This is a genomic window from Flavobacterium sp. M31R6 (genome assembly GCF_013284035.1).
Classification (GTDB): domain Bacteria; phylum Bacteroidota; class Bacteroidia; order Flavobacteriales; family Flavobacteriaceae; genus Flavobacterium.
Genome location: NZ_CP054141.1, coordinates 1,861,094 through 1,882,640, shown reverse-complemented (window position 1 = coordinate 1,882,640; position 21,547 = coordinate 1,861,094). Strand labels below are relative to the sequence as shown.

At 33.8% G+C, this 21,547-nt stretch carries 16 protein-coding genes; 12 read left to right on the top strand and 4 right to left on the bottom strand.

Annotation, left to right across the window (positions count from 1 at the left end; translation table 11 throughout):
- Positions 1-21 precede the first annotated feature (21 nt).
- The 7 genes from HQN62_RS07660 (at position 22) to uvrB (ending at position 6,614) form a co-directional block, all read left to right on the top strand.
- Positions 22-843, top strand: a complete 822-nt coding sequence (locus HQN62_RS07660; RefSeq protein ID WP_173503909.1) for a DUF4249 domain-containing protein — start codon at positions 22-24, stop codon at positions 841-843.
- 191 nt (positions 844-1,034) lie between these two features.
- On the top strand, positions 1,035-1,697 hold the full coding sequence (locus tag HQN62_RS07655; RefSeq protein ID WP_116795730.1) for a thiamine diphosphokinase: 663 nt from the start codon (positions 1,035-1,037) through the stop codon (positions 1,695-1,697).
- A 224-nt stretch (positions 1,698-1,921) separates the two neighbouring features.
- Positions 1,922-2,869, top strand: a complete 948-nt coding sequence (gene rlmF, locus HQN62_RS07650; RefSeq protein ID WP_116795732.1) for a 23S rRNA (adenine(1618)-N(6))-methyltransferase RlmF — start codon at positions 1,922-1,924, stop codon at positions 2,867-2,869.
- 112 nt (positions 2,870-2,981) lie between these two features.
- The gene (locus HQN62_RS07645; protein WP_173503908.1) at positions 2,982-3,920 is read left to right on the top strand and encodes an alpha/beta fold hydrolase; all 939 of its coding nucleotides are present in this window, start codon (positions 2,982-2,984) and stop codon (positions 3,918-3,920) included.
- A gap of 155 nt (positions 3,921-4,075) precedes the next feature.
- Positions 4,076-4,339, top strand: a complete 264-nt coding sequence (locus HQN62_RS07640) for a hypothetical protein (RefSeq protein WP_173503907.1) — start codon at positions 4,076-4,078, stop codon at positions 4,337-4,339.
- Positions 4,321-4,626: a type II toxin-antitoxin system RelE/ParE family toxin gene (locus HQN62_RS19100; protein ID WP_173503906.1), complete on the top strand. Its 306-nt coding sequence runs from the start codon at positions 4,321-4,323 to the stop codon at positions 4,624-4,626. The genes HQN62_RS07640 and HQN62_RS19100 overlap by 19 nt, the downstream gene beginning before the upstream one ends.
- A complete protein-coding gene (gene uvrB / locus HQN62_RS07630) occupies positions 4,623-6,614 on the top strand; it encodes an excinuclease ABC subunit UvrB (RefSeq protein ID WP_116795736.1) in 1,992 nt (663 codons plus the stop codon). The genes HQN62_RS19100 and uvrB overlap by 4 nt, the downstream gene beginning before the upstream one ends.
- On the opposite strand, the gene HQN62_RS07625 is transcribed toward uvrB, so the two are convergent.
- Entirely contained in the window at positions 6,611-7,012 is a 402-nt protein-coding gene (locus HQN62_RS07625; RefSeq protein WP_173503905.1) for a TerB family tellurite resistance protein, read from the bottom strand. The genes uvrB and HQN62_RS07625 overlap by 4 nt on opposite strands.
- A gap of 58 nt (positions 7,013-7,070) precedes the next feature.
- Between HQN62_RS07625 and HQN62_RS07620 the strand changes: the two genes are divergently transcribed.
- The gene (locus tag HQN62_RS07620; protein WP_371811640.1) at positions 7,071-7,877 is read left to right on the top strand and encodes an alpha/beta hydrolase; all 807 of its coding nucleotides are present in this window, start codon (positions 7,071-7,073) and stop codon (positions 7,875-7,877) included.
- A gap of 90 nt (positions 7,878-7,967) precedes the next feature.
- On the opposite strand, the gene HQN62_RS07615 is transcribed toward HQN62_RS07620, so the two are convergent.
- Positions 7,968-9,479, bottom strand: coding sequence for a redoxin domain-containing protein (locus HQN62_RS07615; protein WP_173503904.1), 1,512 nt, complete (start codon positions 9,477-9,479; stop codon positions 7,968-7,970).
- Positions 9,480-9,677: 198 nt separating this feature from the next.
- On the opposite strand from HQN62_RS07615, the gene HQN62_RS07610 reads away from it, so the two are divergent.
- From HQN62_RS07610 to HQN62_RS07600, 3 genes are all read left to right on the top strand, one after another.
- Entirely contained in the window at positions 9,678-10,142 is a 465-nt protein-coding gene (locus HQN62_RS07610; protein ID WP_116795740.1) for a DUF1456 family protein, read from the top strand.
- 6 nt (positions 10,143-10,148) lie between these two features.
- The gene (locus tag HQN62_RS07605) at positions 10,149-10,805 is read left to right on the top strand and encodes an NAD(P)H-binding protein (protein WP_173503903.1); all 657 of its coding nucleotides are present in this window, start codon (positions 10,149-10,151) and stop codon (positions 10,803-10,805) included.
- A gap of 444 nt (positions 10,806-11,249) precedes the next feature.
- The gene (locus HQN62_RS07600) at positions 11,250-13,640 is read left to right on the top strand and encodes a mechanosensitive ion channel family protein (RefSeq protein WP_173503902.1); all 2,391 of its coding nucleotides are present in this window, start codon (positions 11,250-11,252) and stop codon (positions 13,638-13,640) included.
- 13 nt (positions 13,641-13,653) lie between these two features.
- On the opposite strand, the gene HQN62_RS07595 is transcribed toward HQN62_RS07600, so the two are convergent.
- Together HQN62_RS07595 and sucC are read right to left on the bottom strand one after the other, a co-directional pair.
- A complete protein-coding gene (locus HQN62_RS07595; protein ID WP_173503901.1) occupies positions 13,654-15,219 on the bottom strand; it encodes a protein adenylyltransferase SelO in 1,566 nt (521 codons plus the stop codon).
- A gap of 209 nt (positions 15,220-15,428) precedes the next feature.
- Positions 15,429-16,622 (bottom strand): ADP-forming succinate--CoA ligase subunit beta, encoded by a 1,194-nt coding sequence (gene sucC / locus HQN62_RS07590; RefSeq protein ID WP_111409314.1) that lies wholly within the window; start codon positions 16,620-16,622, stop codon positions 15,429-15,431.
- Positions 16,623-17,028: 406 nt separating this feature from the next.
- Here sucC and gltB point away from each other — a divergent pair, with 406 nt between their 5' ends.
- Positions 17,029-21,546: a glutamate synthase large subunit gene (gltB, locus tag HQN62_RS07585; RefSeq protein ID WP_173503900.1), complete on the top strand. Its 4,518-nt coding sequence runs from the start codon at positions 17,029-17,031 to the stop codon at positions 21,544-21,546.
- The last annotated feature ends 1 nt before the right edge of the window (position 21,547 follow it).

The following is a 21,547-nucleotide window of genomic DNA, read 5'->3' as shown; positions in this document are numbered from 1 at the left end:
GAGAACTAAAACATAGAACCGATGAAAAAATTAATCGCAACCCTAATAATAATCGTCGCCATTGTATGCACAGGCTGTGAAGATGTTATAAAAGTAGATGTAGATACTGCGGCTCCTAGATTGGCTGTTGAAGCGGCAATCAATTGGCAAAAAGGGACAGAAGGAAGCGTCCAATACATAAAACTAACCACGACAACAGGTTATTTCGAGAACGTAATTCCTGTGGTCTCCGGGGCAGTTGTGACTGTGACAAATAGTTCCAATAAGATTTTTAATTTTATTGAAAACCCAAAAACAGGAATGTATGTTTGTTCTAATTTTGAACCTCAACTAAATGAAACCTATACCTTAACCATTAAAACAAATGGAGAAACATATACTGCCACCGAAAAAATGTACCCAGTGGCGGCGATTACAAAGTTTACACAAAATAATAATGGTGGATTTAGCGGAAAAGACATTGAGGTCAAAGCCTATTTTAATGACCCTGCCGACGAAATCAATTTCTATTTATACCGCTATAATTATAAAAATCAAAAAACAACAAATCTCTATACGGACGATGACACCTTTTTTAACGGAAATGAATTTTTTAGTATCTCCCAAAATGACTCTTTAAAAGTGGGTGAAAAAGTCAACGTTACCCATTTGGGAATTTCTAAAAGTTATTACAACTACATGAGTATTATTATCAGCCTAGCGGGACAAAACGGTGGCGGTCCGTTTCAGTCTCCTCCATCCACGGTCAGAGGTAACGTAGTCAACACCACCAATCCCGACAATTATCCTTTAGGTTATTTTTCGGTAAGCGAAAGCGATTCGAAAGAATACACAATTCAATAAGGAATTGATGATTTTAGAATTCAGATTTTAGATTAATAATTAACTAATTTTTGTTTTTCATACATTTACAAAAAAAATAGAAACTGAACTATTACTATAAAAAGAAAATAAACTGCTTTTGGACATTTAGTTTTTCTACAATTCAAAAAATCTAAAATCTAAAATCTGCATTCTAAAATCTAAAATCTAAAATGTCTTCACATCATATCGTTCGCGACGACCAAGAACCCGCTTTAATAATTGCAAACGGAGCAGCATGTCATCCAGAATTACTGGGACAATTACTCGAATGGTCTCCATTAGTAATTGTGTTGGACTCGGCCATAGAACGCGTCATGCAATTGGACATTAAAATTGATGTACTGCTGGGTGATTTTGACCGTGGTTTTGATCCTGAAAAATATCAAACTTCACAATATCCATTGGAAATTGTTCATACACCAGATCAAAACAAAACTGATCTAGAAAAAGCATTGGATTATTTAATCGAAAGAAAAATTCCTGCCGTAAATGTAGTTTGGGCCACAGGAAAAAGAGCTGACCACACGATTACCAATCTCACGAATATAGTTCGCTATCGAAATTTAATTAAAATCGTCATTCTGGACGATCACTCCAAAATATTTTTGCTTCCCAATAAATTTGAAAAATGGTACACTGCAGGAACGCCTATTTCATTAATTCCCATTGGAATTGTCAACGGAATATATTCTAAAAATTTAGTGTATCCTTTAGAAAATGACACCTTGACTATGGGGTACAGAACAGGAAGCAGCAACGAAGTTGCCCATGACGGAATTGTAACCATCAACCACAACGATGGCGATTTGCTATTAATGGAATGCATCGATTAGTAAAATTCTAGTTTTCAATACAGTAAAAACTATTCAAATTTGTACTCATTTTAAAAAAAACAGTACAAAAAACAATCTATTTATCACAGCACAAAAAATACAACCAACTACATATCAAATACTTTGGCTTGATTATTGTAATAATAACAAACAAAAACAGCTGCAAATAGGTGTTTTATCAATTACAAGAAAGGATTGACTATCTTTGCAGCGAAATTTAGGAAATGAAATCTACAAAGAATACCGAAAAGACAACTTTACATCCAAAAAATCTTCACCGATTTGGATATAACTTTGAACTATTAACACTAAATCACCCCGAATTGGGAGATTTTGTTTTCGTTAATGAACACAACATAGAAACGATTGACTTTAGTAATCCCGATGCGGTAAAAGCGCTTAATAAGGCTTTATTAATCACCAATTACGATATTCAAAACTGGGATATCCCAGCTGATTTTTTATGCCCGCCAATTCCAGGTAGAGCCGACTATATTCATTACCTCGCAGATTTATTGGCTACAACAAATAATGGCGTAATTCCACAGGGAGAAACCATTATGGGTCTCGACATTGGTATTGGAGCCAATTGTATTTATCCAATATTAGGAAATGCTATTTATGGCTGGTCATTTGTAGGAACTGATATCGATGAAAATGCAATTCAAAATTGTAAAAAAATCATCGAACACAATCCAAAATTGGCAGAAGCAATAAGTCTGCAATTACAGATAAATTCTCGTTTTATTTTCAAAAACATTATAGCTCCCGAGGATCGATTCACGTTTACCATCTGCAATCCTCCTTTTCATTCTTCATCCGAAGAAGCAACAAAAAGCAGTCTTCGAAAAGTTAACAATCTTACTCCAAATGCTCCAAAAGCCGCAAAACCAATACTTAATTTTGGCGGACAAAATGCTGAATTGTGGTGTGAAGGCGGTGAATTAGGCTTTATCAAGCAAATGATTTATGAAAGCGCCAAATATCCTATGCAATGTCTTTGGTTTACTACATTAGTATCAAAACAATCCAATTTGAATACAATATACAAAACCTTAAACAATGTCGCGGCTATTCATAAAACAATAGAAATGGCCCAAGGTCAAAAAACAAGCCGAATCGTTGCATGGACTTTTATGAGTGAAGCACAACAAAAAGCTTGGAAATTTTAATATTTGTAAAAACTGATTTTCACTTTTAAGTTTGAATCACTATTTAAAGCAGTAAGAAAAGCTAAAAAACGATTTGCTTTCACTACATTTAAAAAAATTCAACTTAATCGCTATGTATAAATTAGTATCCAAAATCATTGTATTTGTTCTACTTATAAGCTGTAGCGTATCCAAGGAGAAGAAAATTGACGAATACGTTTTTAAAAGAAAAAAAGAAAAAACACAATACATTAACTCTTACAATAAGTCATTACAACTTTGGAAAGTTCCTTATAAAGAAGAATACGTAGCAACCAGTTTTGGCAAGGCTCATATCATTATTAGTGGCCCAAAAGATGCCAAACCATTGCTTTTGCTTCATGGTATGGATGCTAGTTCTACTATGTGGTTCCCCAACAGCGCAGCACTATCAAAAAACCATCGCGTATACGCCGTTGATTTCTTATTGGAAGCTGGAAAATCTGAATTTAAAGGAAATTCACTCTCCACTGATGAAATCGTAAATTGGTACACTCAAATTTTTAACTATTATAAATTCAAAAATTTCGATATAATAGGAGCCTCACGAGGAGGTTGGATTGCCACTTTATTGACAATCCAAAAAAATAGCAAAATTGACAAACTCGTATTGATAAGTCCAGCCCAGACTTTTAATAATGTTGATCAAAAGGGAAAAGCATCATCAGCACTATTTTTAAAATTTTTTCCAAACAAAAAGAAACTCAAAAAAACATTAAGTGCATTTTCTTACTACCCAGATAAAATTAATCCTGTCTATAAAAAACAATTTTATTTGGCTAACAAATATTCCAAATCCAATGCCAGTATTTTACAGATGCAACCCTTTTCTGATGAGGAATTAAAAATGATAACAATACCTGTTTTAGTACTTATTGGAGATCATGATGTCATCAATTCAGAGAAAAGTCTGTTGCGTGCCAACGAATTTTTAAGTAACGACAAAACAGAAATTATTAAAAATGCAGGTCATTTTTTGAGCATGGATCAATCTAAAGACGTAAATGAAATTATTGTTGATTTTTTAAAGTAAACCAAAATTCAAATTATTCCCCTCCTCTTGGCTTACATAATGAATTCATAAAAATCATAAGCCAGCTAGAATTCAACGATAAAACTCAATAGAAAAATTAGAAGTTCTACTATTCCTAACACTCTTTTGATTAAATTTGTATAAATTCATTTCTTATGAGCACAATTGAATTAAAAAATATATTGATTTCTAAAATTTCCGAAATTGATGATGAAGTTTTTTTGTCAGCAATAAATACAATATTGGACAGTAAATCGAAAAGCATTGAAAGCTATAATCAAGGTTCTCAAAAAATAATAATTCTTACTGAACAACAAAAAAAGGAAATCCAAAATTCTCAAAAGGAATATTTAGAAGGAAATTATTTTGATAATGATTCCGTAAATGAAGAAATGGAAAGATGGTTGCGAGAAGAATAGTTTGGACATCATCTGCGAAACTTCAATTAAAAGCAATTTTTGAATATTTTAATTTTAGAAATAAAAGTAAATTCTATTCCTTAAAATTAAACACACTAATTCAAACCGGATTAAAAATACTTCTCCAACAACCAAATATTGGCAAAAAAACCGATTTCATAAATGTTCGCGGTTTATTAATTGAAAACTATTATGTTTTCTATGAAATAAATAAAACTCACATTATAATTCTATCCGTTTGGGATACGAGACAAGATCCTAAACGATTGAAAATATTAAACAAATGAATTTCCAAGTCATATCCGAATACCAACCCAAAGGGGATCAACCACAGGCCATTGAAAAATTAACTCAAGGCTTGCTGGATGGTGAACAATTCCAAACTTTGCTTGGGGTTACCGGTTCCGGAAAAACATTTACGGTGGCCAATGTTATACAGGAAATACAACGTCCCACTTTAGTTTTGGCACACAACAAAACCTTAGCTGCACAATTATATTCGGAGTTCAAACAGTTTTTCCCCAATAATGCCGTGGAATATTTCGTATCCTATTACGATTATTACCAACCCGAAGCTTTTATGCCAGTCACCGGCGTTTTCATCGAGAAAGATTTGTCCATCAATGAAGAACTGGAAAAAATGCGATTAAGCACCACCTCTTCCCTTCTTTCTGGTCGAAGAGACATAATAGTCATTGCTTCCGTTTCTTGTATCTACGGTATCGGAAATCCCGTTGAATTTCAAAAGAACGTTATTGCTGTAGAGAAAAATCAAATGATTTCCCGAACCAAATTATTGAAAAGTTTGGTTCAAAGTCTGTATTCCAGAACCGAAGCCGATTTTACTCCCGGAAATTTTCGCATAAAAGGCGATACGGTTGAAGTATATCCAAGTTATGCGGATGATGCATTTAGAATTCACTTTTTTGGAGACGAAATAGAAGAAATAGAAAGCTTCGATGTCAAAACGTCCAAAGTCATTGAACGATACGAAAAACTCACTATATATCCCGCCAATATGTTTGTAACCTCTCCTGATGTGTTGCAAAATGCGATTTGGGAGATACAACAGGATTTGGTCAAACAAGTTGATTATTTCAAGGAAATAGGCAAACATCTTGAAGCCAAAAGGCTCGAAGAACGCACCAATTTTGATCTCGAAATGATTCGGGAATTGGGCTATTGTTCTGGTATCGAAAACTATTCACGCTATTTGGACGGAAGAGAAGCAGGATCGAGACCTTTCTGTTTATTGGACTATTTTCCAAAAGATTTTTTGATGGTCGTTGATGAAAGCCACGTAACCATTTCACAAGTACAAGCGATGTATGGAGGAGACAGAAGTCGAAAAGAAAATTTAGTGGAGTATGGATTCCGACTGCCGGCCGCAATGGACAATCGTCCATTAAAATTTGACGAATTTGAGGCAATGCAAAACCAAGTCATCTATGTTTCTGCCACTCCTGCCGACTATGAATTGCAAAAATGTGATGGTGTATATGTTGAACAAGTGATACGCCCAACAGGTTTATTGGATCCAATAATAGAAATTCGTCCTAGCTTGAACCAAATTGATGATTTGATCGAAGAAATTCAACTCCGTTGCGAATTGGACGAAAGAGTTTTGGTGACAACTTTAACCAAAAGAATGGCGGAAGAACTAGCCAAATACCTGACTAAAGTATCCATTCGTTGTCGCTACATTCACTCCGATGTAGACACACTGGAACGCATCGAAATCATGCAGGATTTACGAAAAGGATTATTTGATGTTTTAATTGGAGTGAATTTACTAAGAGAAGGATTGGATTTACCCGAGGTATCATTAGTAGCCATACTCGATGCAGACAAGGAAGGATTCTTAAGAAGCCATCGCTCACTAACACAAACCATAGGTCGTGCCGCAAGAAACTTAAACGGAAAAGCCATAATGTATGCTGATAAAATCACCAATAGTATGCAAAAAACGATTGATGAAACAAATTACAGAAGAACAAAGCAAATTAATTTTAACTTAGAGAATAATGTAGTTCCTCAAGCTTTAAATAAAAAAATCGAAAGCGCCTTTACCAACAACAAATTGGTGGAGTATGAATTGGGGCACATTATGAATGTTGCCGCCGAACCAGAAACTGCCTATATGTCCAAACCTGATTTGGAAAAACTCATTCGCGAAAAACGAAAAGCAATGGAAAAATCAGCAAAAGATTTGGACTTTATGCAAGCTGCGAAACTGCGTGATGAGATTAAAGCTTTACAAGCAAAAAATCATTAATTATGTTGTTCCTGAAAATGATCCAATAATACTTCTGGAGGAATCATAGTATTGGGAGATGCTTTCATTAATTTTAGAATACGATTGGTAGCACTTGGATTTAATCCCATATTGATGGCAATTTGACGAATAGCTTCTTCTTCTTTTTGATGCAAAACACCATCAACATGCATCAATAATGCCAAACGATAAAATTGCTGAATCCTTTCAAATTCTGATTTTATAACACCAGTTGGTAATTCTTGATTAAATAAATCTTTGAACTCTTTTCTACTGATTCCTAATTCTTGGGCAACAATCCAAACAAATTGATATTCGCGCTCATGTAATCGGCCATCAACAACTGAAAATGCAATCATTTCAGACAACAAATTGATCTTTTCTACGTGTGTGTTCATCTAATTATTTATTTTAGCTAAAATATTCTTTTTTTTTAAATCTTAAAATAAAATCACCTTGAAGTTAATTTACCTAATTCCGCTATTTTTATTTCTTAGTAAAACATCTGCCCAGGAGAATACTGCTTCCAAACAGGTTTCCACTTTTACCATGGAAGCTCCTCAACTAAAAACAAGCAGAAAAATTTGGTTGTACTTACCCAAAAATTACGAAACTTCGACCAAAAAATATCCCGTCATTTACATGCATGACGCCCAGAATTTATTTGATGCCAAGACTTCTTTTGCAGGAGAATGGAATGTGGACGAAAAACTAGACAGCTTGAGTGCACAAGTAATTGTGGTAGGAATTGAAAACGGTGGTGAAAAACGATTAGAAGAACTGACTCCCTATAAAAACGAAAAATACGGTGGCGGAAATGCAGATAAATATCTCGAATTTATTGTTAACACCCTAAAGCCTGAAATTGACAAAAAATACCGAACTAAAGCCAATGCCAAAAACACTACTATTATGGGAAGTTCTCTGGGTGGTTTGACTTCATTTTATGCCGTTATAAAATACCCTAAAGTTTTTGGAAAAGCGGGTGTCTTTTCTCCAGCTTTTTGGATTAACCGAAAGGATATAAATGATTATATGACAAACAGTAAAAAAATTAAGGCTAAAATCTACTTTCTATGCGGTGATTCTGAAGGGGATGATGACAGTATGGTAACCGACCTGAATCATATGGAAACTCTGTTAAATACAAACCGTTGCTACTGTCTGCATTTAAACAAAAAAGTAATTGTAAAAGGAGGACATCACAATGAGAAGTTATGGAGAGATGGTTTTACAGATGCTTTACTTTGGTTAGGGTATTGATATTTATGATTGCAGATTAACGATTTAAGATTTTTGCTTTTAGAAACACACATCAAAAATCTTAAATCTTTAATCAAAAATCTTAAATCTTTATTTTTTAGAATATTCTTTTTCCATTTGAGTAATAATGCTTTTTATGGCTTCAGAACCAATTCCTTTAGCTTTGATGACTTTATTTTTATCCAGAATATAAATCACGGGCGTTGTCACAACATCGTATTTATCCTTTAGATTATTGATATGGACGCCGTCATAGACATTAATCCAATCTATTTTGTTGTCAATAATGTATTTTTTGTATTTATCGAATTCATTTTGGGTATAAACCCCGAAAACTTTGACATCTTTCTTTTCTTTCAGCATATCGTGGTACATTTCGAGAATTTTCGGCACTTCCTTTTGGCAATGCCCACAGTCCACATCCCAAAAAAGAAGTATCAAATAATCGGCTTTTATACTCGACAAAGTCACATAGGATTGTTCAATTTCGGTTTTATTATCATAATAGATTTTGGTGATTTCCTCACTTGTTTTAGCGGTATCAAAACCCATTTTTGCAATTTTATCATGACCCGGAATGTCTATCATATAGAGCTCTGGCGCTGCCTTTCCTAGTTGTAATGGTGCTAAAATATTGCCTCTGTTTATGATAAGTTTAATCACACTGTCATCATAAACCCCCTTGGCTTTACCCGTTTTAAAATAATTATCTACCATATAAACAAACACCTTGTCCATTCCCATAATTTTTGGAATTTCATATGTTGAAGTAAAATAGGCCAATAAAAGCATATTCATTTTGGTGCCTTGTTTCGTTTTGAGCATCATACGATCAATCTCCACACAAATCGAATCGGGATGTTGTACCACAACCGAATTAAAATATTGCTTGATTTTATTGGCAAAAAATGGGTTGCGTAACATGGCATCGTCTTGGAAATTTACGCCATCCCAAAAATGTTTTTTATAATAGTTATAGGCAAAAATACTATCTGGTCTTCCGTTAGTGGCTTTAGGAATGTCCTTGGCTACTTTTTCAGTCTTTAAATTGATTATTTCGGAAAGATAGTTTCCCTTGTTTTGAGCAATAGTGTTCAAATCATTTTCCAGAATAGCCTCATTCAAGACTTTGAATTCCTTGGTTAGAAGTACTGTAGAATCAGATTTTCTCTGTTCTTTCACTGATTTTTTATAACTCTCAAATTCTTTATTTTTGGTTGTCACAAAACGAATGTAGTTAAAGAAATTTTCATTTTGCTTGGAATTAACGGCCTTTAAATTATCGAGTAAATCGGTTTTATCTGAATTGATTTGTTGTTTTTGGGTTTGTTCGTCTATAATGAAATCAAAATAATTTCCTTTTTCCTGACTGAGTAAAAAATAAACACCTTTGTCTAAATTATTCTTCCCTTTGAAAACAATATTCCCGTTCACCACTTTTTTGCAGGTATCCGAAATGTACAACTTATCAAATTGGTAAAAGGCTAGATAAGCAACGGTATCTTTACAATGCTGCAAATTAATCTTGATTTCATGACCTGACTGGGCTTGAGCAAACAGTAAACCAAAAAAGAGAACGAAACTCATTAAAATTTTCTTCATAATTCACAATAATCTTTGATACACTATTATAATAGATAGTTAAACAATTTTAGAAAATAATTCAAATTATTATATCCCAAAAATAATTGAATTTAAATCTAATTTCAAATAATTGACAAAGTGTTTTTACAGTCAAGAAAACAATATCAAGAAATTCATTTTGTAAATGCTTACCTTTGCGTTTTAAATAGTTAAAAAATGACAAATAACGATATATTCAAAAAACTTCGAGTAGCCTTGATGTTACGCGATGATCAAATAGTGGAAATTTTGGAATTGGTAGATTTTAGAATTACAAAATCAGAATTGGGTGCTTTTTTCCGTGATGAAAAACACGAAAATTACATGGAATGCGGAGATCAGGTTTTACGTAATTTCCTAAACGGATTGGTAATTCACTTGAGAGGAACCAAAGAAAATCCTAAAAACCCGAATGATGTTTTGGCCAAACACAAAGCTCAAATTCCAGCAAAAGAAAGTGATTCAAAAAGAGCTGAATTTAAACCAAAAGCAAAAGATGAAGAAAGAGCAAGAGGTGATCAAGCTCCTGGAAAATCTAGTACGGCAAAAAAACCTGCAAAAAAACAATACCCAAAAGGGAATTCAAAAACACCAGTTGTAGAGAAAGTTAAATATAACTTTGGAAAAAACAAAAAATCGTAATCCATTTTGAAAACAGCTTTAATAATAGGTAGCACTGGACTTATCGGTTCACAATTACTACAACTTCTTTTGGAAAGTGATCAATATTCAAAGATTATCACTTTCGTAAAAAGAGATACAGGTATTCAACACCCTAAATTAAAGCAACACATTATTGATTTTGACAAACCCGAAAATTATCACGATTTGATTGAAGGTGATGATTTCTTTTGCACCATTGGAACAACCATAAACAAAGCTGGAAGCAAAGAAGCTTTTCGAAAAGTCGATTATGAGTATCCAATGCAGTTCGCAAAAATTGCTGCAGAAAAAAAAATAAACCAGTTTCTGATTATATCTTCACTTGGAGCAGACGCAACTTCATCTAATTTTTATTTGAAAACGAAAGGTGAAATTGAGAATTTTCTTAAATTTTCAACACTTGAAAAAGTAAGCATTCTAAGACCCTCACTCCTTTTAGGCAATCGAACAGAATTCAGATTAGGTGAAAAAGTAGGCACTTTTTTCATGAAAGCATTCTCTTTTATGTTTGTTGGAAATATGAAAAAATACAAACCTATAGAAAGTGCCAAAGTTGCCAAGGCTCTTTTTGCAATAGCTCAACAAGACAACAAAGGATTTATAATTTATGAATCGGACTCGATTCAAGAGATAGGAAAATGATAAAATAGAAACCTGAATGAAAGTTCAGGTTTTTTTATGCCTAAGATTTATAAAAATTCACTCTCAACATAACAAACTATTTTTTAGGGACAGCTGTCAAAAAATTAATATTTTTTTGTTAAATTTGACATACAACCATCTATTAATCTTCAATTTAAACAGTAAGAAGAACAAGTATTGGCAATACTATTTTAGTAATTCTGTTGATTCAAAAGATGAATAAATATTGTGCCCTTTTTTTAAATTCCTACAAATACGTTTCTAAAACACTAATTTCTTAAAAAATTAATGCAAAAAAAAAACATACTATAGCCCATGTTAAATTTTACCTTTCAACATATAAACGCTACCAAAAAAAATAACGGCAATAGTTGGAAATCTATTTTCGTTTTTTTTGCTCTAATTTCCTTCCTTTCTACTGCTGCCCAAACCCCAAAAAAGGAAATGGATTCCATTGTTAAAGAAATTGGAATCAAAAATAGAATAAACCAGCTTATGCTTGAAAGCAAAGCAGAAAATGAGAAGAAAGCGAGACAGGAGAAATACATAAACTATCAAAAAGTCCAAAAACAAAATAGAATCTTCAATTTAATTGAATTAGAAGTCCAAAATGCAAAATTTCTATTAACAAGAGGATATGCTTATAAGGACATTACTGCAGAAATCCATCAATTGAAAGAATGGGAAGAATTTGCCGTTAAGGGAATTGTTGGAAAAAAATTCAGAGTAATGACTGACAGAAATCTTAGCTCAACTTCCATCTTACTTGACGAATTATTGAAACGTACCAGCAATCGCTTAAAAAAAATAAGCGTTGAAAATCAGCAGTTAAGCAGAACACAAGAAAAAATTGATTCCTTGGTAGCTGAAAAAAATCTATATTATGTCCCAATCGATTCCGTTGCTAGGGAAATTTACCGTCTGCAATCTCTAAAGATGAACACCGACATCAATCTAATCTCTGAAAGGTTAAAAAATGCAGTAGATAGTATCCAAACATTGGAGATTATGGGTGACCAATTAAAATTTAAAATTGAGTCCGACATAATTGAAAATGACAGACTCCGGAAATTAGAAGTGGATCAATTATTCACAAAAAAAGTTCCTGTTTTTGAACGCCTTGACATTAAAAAGTTAATGATTGAAGACCCTCTGACCTTTTCATTAAAAACCAACTATTTGGTACTATATTTTTATTTGATAAACAATAAAAATTCGATTCTAATGATGCTGATTCTAATAATCGGCACAGCAGTATATTTTAAATTGCAAAAGAGAAAATTCCTTGATTTGGGATATGAAAAAAATATGTTATTTAATATATATATTCTAAACAGCCCTATTGCAACCGCCCTTTTGGCTGTCCTGAATTTGTACCAATTCGTTCTTCCTATGCCACCGCTTATTTTTTCAATTATAGCTTGGACAATATCGACCATTGCATTGACTATAATGATGTGGAAATCGATTAATACTTTTATTTGGAAAATTTGGGTAGCAATTTTTCTATTGAATTTGGTTGCCTTTTTTGACATTATAATTTTAATTCACTTTGTTGGTGAGTCCTTTTTAATTTTGGCGATTAATTGTTTAGGAATCGGAATAGGTGTTTATGCATTCAAGAACAGGGCACAAATTCAAAGAAAAGTTTATTTCTGGTATATCATTATAGCAACCATCTTTCAATTCTTTTCCTTCTATTATTTGCTAAACGGCCATTATAATTTAGGTAAATTTTTAATGACAAAAGCAGTTTATACTATTATAGTGGTGTTTTCTCTCTACAGCACCTTTATTATAGTCAAAGAAATTAATTTGATATCCAAAATTCTGGAAGCTGATGATGAAGATGAACCGAAGAAAACTCTAAACGGTATTCCCCATCAATTTACCCTTGGTTTTTATCTAATTCTCTTTCTCTGCTGGTTTTTGTTGATGATAAGAAACACGTATACCTTCCAAAATTTCGTTGATCCTTTCAGAAATACCATATCCGAGCCTAGAAGCATTGGAAACATCACGTTCACATTTGAAAATATTCTAACATTCATTGTTGTGATTCTATTGTCCAGTTTCCTTGCAAGAGTAGTTTCTTTTTTGGCATCAGACAATCAAATCATCAAAAATAAAAACAAAACCAAAAATTTTGGAAGCTGGTTATTTCTATCCCGAATAACCATTGTGACTTTAGGCGTTTTACTTGCTTTTGCATCTGCTGGAATTCCTTTGGACAAAATAACCTTAATCATTAGTGCATTGGGAGTTGGTATTGGTTTTGGTATGCAAAGCCTCGTGAACAATCTAATAAGTGGATTAATCATTGCTTTTGAAAAACCAGTGAGTTTGGACGACATTATAGAAGTTGGCACACAATCCGGAAAAATGAAATCAATCGGCATTAGAAGTAGCGTGGTCACAACATTTGACGGAGCCGATGTAATCATTCCAAACGGAGAATTATTAAATCAAAATTTAACCAATTGGACTCTTGGAAGCAGTAGTCGCAGATCAGAAATTCGATTTGGTGTAGCCTACGGAACCGACTTAGAATTGACCAAAAAATTACTTTTTGAAATCCTTGAAAAAAACGAAAATGTACTTATGAAACCGATGCCTGCAATTTGGTTTACCAGATTTGGTGACAGTTCGATTGACTTAGTTCTGAAATACTGGATTAGCCACTTTGATTTTGATAATGAAACAAGGAGTGAAATGATAATTGCTATTGACAAAACATTAAAAGAAAACAATATTGTCATACCATTTTCACAACAGGATATTCACATTATAAATAAAGAAATTGAACCCGAGCCCGATTCAGAACCTGAGATTTAACACAAAAAAACATTTAAGAACTGCAGCTTAACATTGAGCAACCTACTTTATCTCTGGCCCAATCGGGTCTTTTGGCAAACCATTTTTGATTTTCTGGCTGTTCATCATAAGGTTTTTTAAGCAATTCAAACAATTCATTCAGTAAAGAATAATCTCCTTTATCGGCCTCATCAATACTCAACTGCGCCATATAATTTCGCAATACATATTTGGGATTTACCAAATTCATAAAGAGCTTTCTTTCATCATCGGTTAGTGTTTCTTGATTTATTCTATTACTATAATGTTCGAGCCATATATGCCATTTATTCAGAATAGATTCATTAAGATCTTTTTCACTATAAAAAGCTTCTTTGATTTTATCCAAAGCAATTTCGGTCGAATCCTCTTTTTGAACACTACCAAGATTTCTAAAAAAGATAGTCATATCGGTTTCAATTAACTGAAGAAGCTCCGTCAAACTTTCAATTAAAACGGCATCCTCGTCCTTGCTTATTTTGAGACCAAGCTTATTACGCATCATATTCAAATACTCTTTTTGATAACCACTACCAAAGCCATTCAAAATAGCTTCAAGCGGTTTGGCATCATTAATTAAGGGATACAAAGCATTAGCTAATTGGTATAAATTCCACAAAGCAATATCAGGTTGATTGCCAAATCGGTATCTTTTGTGCTGATTGTCGGTTGTATTGGGAGTCCAATTGGGATTATAATCTTCCAGCCATCCATAAGGACCATAGTCAATCGTAATACCGTGAATCGACATATTATCGGTATTCATAACGCCGTGAACAAAACCTACTCGTTGCCAATGAACAATCATTTCTAGCGTAGTTTGGGACACCGCTTGAAAAAAGGCTAGGTATTTTTCGACACCTTGACTTTTAATATTCGGAAAATGATGTTTAATGGTATAATCTGCTAATAATTGAAGTGTAGTATGATCTTTCCTCGAAGCAAACAATTCAAAATTTCCAAAACGTATAAACGAAGGCGCCACTCTACAAACTATGGCTCCTTTCTCATAAGCAGGATTTCCATTATATAAAACATCTCTTAAAACCTGATCGCCGGAAAGCATAAGCGAAAGCGAGCGAGTTGTGGAAACACCGAGATAATGCATGGCTTCGGCACACAAATGCTCTCTAATAGAAGAACGCAATACTGCAAAACCATCGGCTGTACGGGAATATGGCGTAGGGCCTGCTCCTTTTAATTGCAAGGTGTACAATTTATCATTATGCAGTATTTCGGTTAGATTAATCGCACGGCCATCTCCCAACTGTCCAGCCCAATTTCCGAACTGATGTCCAGCATAAGCTAAAGCATACGGTTTGGTTTCTGGATAAACGGTTTTCCCCGAAAAAGTATTTAGAAAATCATCTGAATGAATATCTTCCTGAGACAATCCTAAAGAATTGGCCACCTCAACTGAAGCATGAATCAAAGACGGATTTGAAGGCTTTTTTGGTTCTACATAAGAAAAACAAGCTTGTTCTACTTGTCTCGGAATATTGATTTCAGTCGAATCAGCAGGCAATTCTGAAGTAAAATTATTTTGTATATGAAGTTTCATTTGGTAACAGATATATAAACTAGCATAATTACAACTAGTATTGTAAAGATATTCGATAATTTACACTTAATTATTCGGTAATGATAATTTTATTTTATAACCAAAATCGTTTTGCTTATAAGAATGAAGAAACAAAAAATCCCGAGCTTTCGCTCAGGATTTCATTATACTTTGAAATGCACTACAGTGCATCTCTACAGAATCTTATATTAAGAAAGCGCCGCTTTAACTTGATCAGCTGCTTCTTGGAATTCAACAGCAGATAAAATTGGCATTCCAGAATTATCAATTAATTCTTTTGCTATAGCAGCATTTGTACCTTGTAAACGAACAATGATTGGCACTTTTATTGCATCACCCATATTTTTGTAAGCATCAACAACTCCTTGTGCCACACGGTCACAACGAACGATTCCACCAAAAATATTAATCAAAATTGCTTTTACGTTTACATCTTTTAAGATAATACGGAAAGCAGTTTCAACACGTTTTGCATCAGCAGTTCCACCTACATCAAGGAAGTTTGCAGGTTCAAAACCAGCGTACTTAATTAAATCCATAGTTGCCATTGCAAGACCTGCACCATTAACCATACATCCTACAGTCCCGTCAAGATCTACGTAGTTCAATCCTACTTCTTTTGCTTCAACCTCGATTGGATTTTCCTCACGAACGTCACGCATATCAGCATATTTCTTTTGTCTGTATAAAGCATTATCATCGATATTTACTTTAGCATCTACAGCTAAAATTTTATCATCCGAAGTTTTCAAGACTGGGTTGATTTCAAACATAGAAGCATCAGAACCAATGTAAGCATTGTATAATGAATCGATGAATTTAACCATTTCCTTGAAAGCATTTCCAGAAAGACCTAAGTTAAAAGCAATTCTTCTTGCTTGAAAACCTTGCAATCCAACAGCTGGATCAATTTCTTCAGTAAAAATTAAGTGTGGAGTATGTTCTGCCACTTCTTCAATATCCATTCCACCTTCAGTAGAATACATGATCATATTACGTCCTGTAGCTCTATTCAAAAGAACAGAAACATAAAACTCAGAAGTTTCACTTTCACCTGGATAATAAACATCCTCAGCAATCAAAACTTTGTGCACTTTTTTTCCTTCAGCAGAAGTCTGAGGTGTGATTAATTGCATTCCGATTATTTCTTCTGCAATTCCTTCTACTTTGTCAATTCCTTTGGCAAGCTTTACTCCACCACCTTTTCCACGACCACCTGCGTGTATTTGGGCTTTCACAACATACCAACTTGTACCAGTTTCGGTAGTTAATTGTTTTGCAGCAGCTACAGCTTCTACAGGACTATTGGCTACAATTCCGCGTTGAATGCGAACTCCATAGCTAGCTAAAATTTCTTTTCCTTGATATTCGTGTATGTTCATAATATAGAATTTGTCTGGATTCTGAATCTATTTCAGAATAAAAGTGGCACAAAAATAGCAAAATTTAATTTAATTGAAATTTTTTTTAATTATAATAACATATAAAAGTAAAAAATAGCGAATCTTTTATCTCAATCGTTATAGTATAAAAAATTTAAATATTCTCAGCATTTTTGTTAAAATAATTATCCTCAAAAAGTATAATCCTATATTTATTACAAAAATCAAGCATTTTTAAAATTTATAAAAATATTTTTTGAAGATATGTCAATTCCGAAAGGAAAAATCAGCATTATTATCAAATATTCATACCTTTTTTAATTTTATAGCAAAAATAGAACCTAAACACTGTATTCATTAGTTATATGTTATGAAATCTTTAATTTTGTAAAAAAAAATATCAAGCATGAGAGTTAAAGAACAAGGCCTTTATTTACCCGAATTTGAACACGACAACTGTGGCGCAGGATTTATATGTAATTTGAACGGAATTAAGTCTAATGATATTATTCATAAAGCGCTAGATATCCTTATAAAGTTAGAACATCGTGGAGCTGTAAGCTCTGATGGAAGAACTGGAGATGGTGCTGGAATCTTATTTGATATCCCACACGCATTCTTTAAGAAAGTTTGTGATTTTGAAATCCCAGAAGTTAGAGAGTATGCTGTAGGAATGGTTTTTATGCCTAAAAGTACAAACCAAGTGGCATTTTGTAAAACCACTTTTGAAGACGCTATAAAAGATCAAAATCTATCTATTTTAGGATGGAGAGATGTTCCTGTTGATGTTTCTAATTTAGGGCAAATTGCCGCAGAAAAAGAACCAACCGTTAAACAAGTATTTGTTGGTAAAAACGGTCTAGATATCACAGAACAACAATTCAACGCCAAATTATTCTTGGCCAGAAAAATTGCTGAACATACAATTCGTAATTCAAGAACTTCGGAAAGTCATATGTTTTACTTTTCAAGCTGTTCTACAACTACTATTATATATAAAGGTCTATTGATGCCCGAAGACATTAGCAGATACTATACTGATTTATTAGATGACGATTTAGTGACCCGATTGGCTTTGGTTCACCAACGTTTTTCTACAAACACTTTCCCTTCTTGGGATTTGGCACAACCATTTAGATACATGTGTCACAATGGTGAAATCAATACTTTGAGAGGAAACGTAAGCAGAATGCGTGCTCGTGAAGAATTGATGAAAAGTGATGTTTTTGGAGAAGATCTAAAAAAATTATTCCCAATCATTTTAGAAGGAAAATCAGATTCAGCTTCTATGGATATGGTTGTTGAGTTATTATTAATGACTGGACGTTCTTTACCGGAAGTTATGATGATGGTTGTTCCTGAAGCTTGGGAAAAACACAAAACCATGTCTGATGAAAAGAAAGCATTCTACGAATATAATGCTTGTATCATGGAGCCATGGGATGGTCCTGCGTCTATACCATTTACAGATGGAAATGTTATTGGAGCATTATTAGACAGAAATGGATTGCGCCCTTCTCGTTATACATTAACCAAAAGCGGATTTGTGATCATGTCATCAGAAATTGGTGTACTTGACATCAAACCAGAAGACGTAGTACAACACGGAAGATTGGAGCCAGGAAAAATGTTCCTTGTTGACATGAATGAAGGCCGTATTATTGAAGACGAAGAAATCAAACATTCAGTTGTAACAAAGCGTCCTTATAGAGAATGGTTGGATAAGAATTTATTACAATTGGCTAAAATCCCTTATACGAACAATCCAATTCCAACTGAAAAAATAGATTTTGAAACAAGACAACGTCTTTTTGGCTATACAATTGAAGATTTAAAAACGATCATTAATCCAATGGGTGGTCAAGGTAATGAAGCATTGAGTTCTATGGGTAATGACACCCCTCTTGCAGTATTATCAGATCAACCACAATTATTATATAACTATTTCAAACAATTATTCGCACAAGTAACCAACCCTCCTTTGGATGGTATTCGTGAAGAAATAATCACTGATACTAGTTTGGCAATTGGTGGAGATTATAACATCTTTGACATTACCGACATTCACTGTAAAAAAATTAAAATTCAGAACCCTGTTATCTCTAATGAGGATTTAGATAAAATAAGAAGCATTGATCATGTCGATTTCAAATCGGTTACCATTTCTACTTTATACAAAATAGAAAAAGGGGTAAATGGTATGGAGCGTGCTTTAGAAAAATGTGTACAAGCAACTTTCAAAGCGGTTTCTGAAGGATGTAATATTGTTATCCTTTCAGATAGAGGCGTAAGCAAAGAATTGGCTCCAATCCCAATGTTATTGGCTACATCTTATATTCACCACTCTTTGAACATACTAAAAGTTCGTTCTAAATTTGGTATTATAATCGAATCTGCTGAACCACGTGAACCACATCATTTTGCTTTATTATTCGGATACGGTGCCAGTGCCATCAATCCTTATATGGTAAATGAAATTCTTCATGACCAAGTAAACCAAGGATTTATTACTGGGGTAAAAGCAGATTATGCAATTACAAACTATAATAAAGCAATTGCAAAGGGGATTTTAAAAATTATGAATAAAATTGGTATCTCTACTTTACATTCTTATAGAGCTGCTCAGATTTTTGAAATTTTAGGTTTAAACAAAACATTCACTTCAAAGTATTTCCCTTACACTCCTTCTAGAATTGAAGGTATTGGACTAATGGAAATTGAAAGAGAAGTTAAGAAAAGATACCAAAATGCATTTCCAAAAGCAGAAATTGCAAATCTGTTACCATTAGAAATTGGAGGTATTTACAGATGGAGAAGAAACGGTGAAAAACACATGTTCAATCCAACTACCATTTCAAAATTACAACAAGCCGTTCGATTGAATAGCCCAGAAAGTTATAAAGAATACTCCAAAATGGTCAACGATCAAAGCGAAAACTTGATGACCATCAGAGGTTTATTTGAATTCAACAATCTTGATCCTATTTCTATTGACGAAGTAGAACCATGGACTGAAATTGTAAAAAAATTCAAAACAGGTGCTATGTCTTATGGATCCATTAGCCAAGAAGCGCATGAGAATCTAGCGATTGCCATGAACAGAATTGGTGGAAAAAGTAATTCAGGTGAAGGTGGAGAAAATGCAAAACGTTTCCAAAAAGAAATGAATGGAGACTCTAAAAACAGCGCCATCAAACAAGTTGCTTCTGGAAGATTTGGAGTTTCGATCAATTATTTGACAAATGCTCAAGAGATTCAAATTAAAATGGCTCAAGGAGCAAAACCTGGAGAAGGTGGACAATTACCAGGTGAAAAAGTTGTGCCTTGGATTGCCGAAACAAGAAATTCTACTCCTTATGTAGGTCTTATTTCTCCTCCCCCTCATCACGACATTTATTCTATTGAAGATTTATCTCAATTGATATTTGATTTAAAAAATGCCAACAGAGAAGCTAGAGTAAACGTTAAGTTGGTTGCTGAAGTTGGAGTTGGAACAATTGCTGCGGGTGTTGCCAAAGCAAAAGCCGATGTTATCTTAATTTCTGGATATGATGGAGGAACTGGTGCTGCACCATTAACATCATTACAACACACAGGTATTCCATGGGAACTTGGTCTAGCCGAAGCACAACAAACTTTAATCTTGAATGACTTAAGAAGTCGTGTGGTTTTAGAATGTGATGGTCAATTGAAAACAGGACGTGACGTAGCTATTGCTGCCTTACTTGGAGCTGAAGAATTTGGATTTGCGACTGCGCCTCTTGTAGCTTCTGGTTGTATCATGATGAGAGCTTGTCACTTGAATACTTGCCCTGTAGGTATTGCAACACAAGATCCAGAATTGAGAAAAAATTTCAAAGGAACACCAGAACACGTTATTAACTTTATGTATTTTATTGCCGAAGAGTTAAGAGAAATCATGGCTCAACTTGGTTTTAGAACATTGAAAGAAATGGTTGGACAATCTCAAAAGTTGAATGTTAATAAAGCAATTAAACATTATAAAGCTAATGGATTGGATTTATCTACCATTCTTTATAAACCAGAGAAAGCAAAAACAGTTCCAAACCATAATACTACTACTCAAGACCACGCATTAGAAAACGTACTTGATTTTGATATCATTAAAGCTGCTATTCCTTCTATTTACAGAAAAGAAAGAACAAGAGTTACTTTTGACATCAAAAATACAGACCGTTCTGTTGGAGCCATTTTAAGTAATGAGATTTCAAAAATATATGGTGCTCAAGGATTACCGGAAGATACAATTCTTGTTGACTTTACAGGTTCTGCCGGACAAAGTTTTGGAGCATTTGCAACTAATGGATTGTCATTCAAAATTCACGGAAACTGTAATGACTATTTAGGAAAAGGACTTTCTGGAGGAAAATTAATTATTAAAGTCCCTCCTACTGCCACTTTTAGTCCAGAAGACAACATTATCATTGGTAATGTAGCTCTTTATGGTGCGATTACTGGAGAAGCCTACATTAATGGTATGGCCGGAGAACGTTTTGCTGTTAGAAATTCTGGAGCAACAGCTGTTGTAGAAGGAATTGGAGACCACGGTTGTGAATACATGACTGGAGGAACAGTAGTTGTTCTTGGTAAAACAGGTAGAAACTTCGCAGCTGGTATGAGCGGTGGTGTTGCTTATGTATATGATGCCAAAAAGAAATTTGAAGATGGATTGTGCAATATGGAAATGGTTGCCTTAGAAACATTAGAAGAAGAAGATTTAGCTAAATTAAGACGCCTAATCAAAAATCATTCGATGTATACCAATAGCCCTTTAGCAAAACGCCTTTTAGCGGATTGGGAAAACGAAAGCAAACATTTCATTAAAGTGATGCCAACAGATTACAAAAAAGCATTACAAAGACTGGCAGAAGAAAAGCAAATTGAAGAATTAATAGCACAATAGT

Coding starts and splice junctions, on each gene's coding strand:
- HQN62_RS07660 (WP_173503909.1), top strand. CDS start 22: ATGAAAAAATTAATCGCAACCCTAATAATAATCGTCGCCATTGTATGC.
- HQN62_RS07655 (WP_116795730.1), top strand. CDS start 1,035: ATGTCTTCACATCATATCGTTCGCGACGACCAAGAACCCGCTTTAATA.
- rlmF (WP_116795732.1), top strand. CDS start 1,922: ATGAAATCTACAAAGAATACCGAAAAGACAACTTTACATCCAAAAAAT.
- HQN62_RS07645 (WP_173503908.1), top strand. CDS start 2,982: ATGTATAAATTAGTATCCAAAATCATTGTATTTGTTCTACTTATAAGC.
- HQN62_RS07640 (WP_173503907.1), top strand. CDS start 4,076: ATGAGCACAATTGAATTAAAAAATATATTGATTTCTAAAATTTCCGAA.
- HQN62_RS19100 (WP_173503906.1), top strand. CDS start 4,321: ATGGTTGCGAGAAGAATAGTTTGGACATCATCTGCGAAACTTCAATTA.
- uvrB (WP_116795736.1), top strand. CDS start 4,623: ATGAATTTCCAAGTCATATCCGAATACCAACCCAAAGGGGATCAACCA.
- HQN62_RS07625 (WP_173503905.1), bottom strand. CDS start 7,012: ATGAACACACACGTAGAAAAGATCAATTTGTTGTCTGAAATGATTGCA.
- HQN62_RS07615 (WP_173503904.1), bottom strand. CDS start 9,479: ATGAAGAAAATTTTAATGAGTTTCGTTCTCTTTTTTGGTTTACTGTTT.
- HQN62_RS07610 (WP_116795740.1), top strand. CDS start 9,678: ATGACAAATAACGATATATTCAAAAAACTTCGAGTAGCCTTGATGTTA.
- HQN62_RS07600 (WP_173503902.1), top strand. CDS start 11,250: ATGGATTCCATTGTTAAAGAAATTGGAATCAAAAATAGAATAAACCAG.
- HQN62_RS07595 (WP_173503901.1), bottom strand. CDS start 15,219: ATGAAACTTCATATACAAAATAATTTTACTTCAGAATTGCCTGCTGAT.
- sucC (WP_111409314.1), bottom strand. CDS start 16,622: ATGAACATACACGAATATCAAGGAAAAGAAATTTTAGCTAGCTATGGA.
- gltB (WP_173503900.1), top strand. CDS start 17,029: ATGAGAGTTAAAGAACAAGGCCTTTATTTACCCGAATTTGAACACGAC.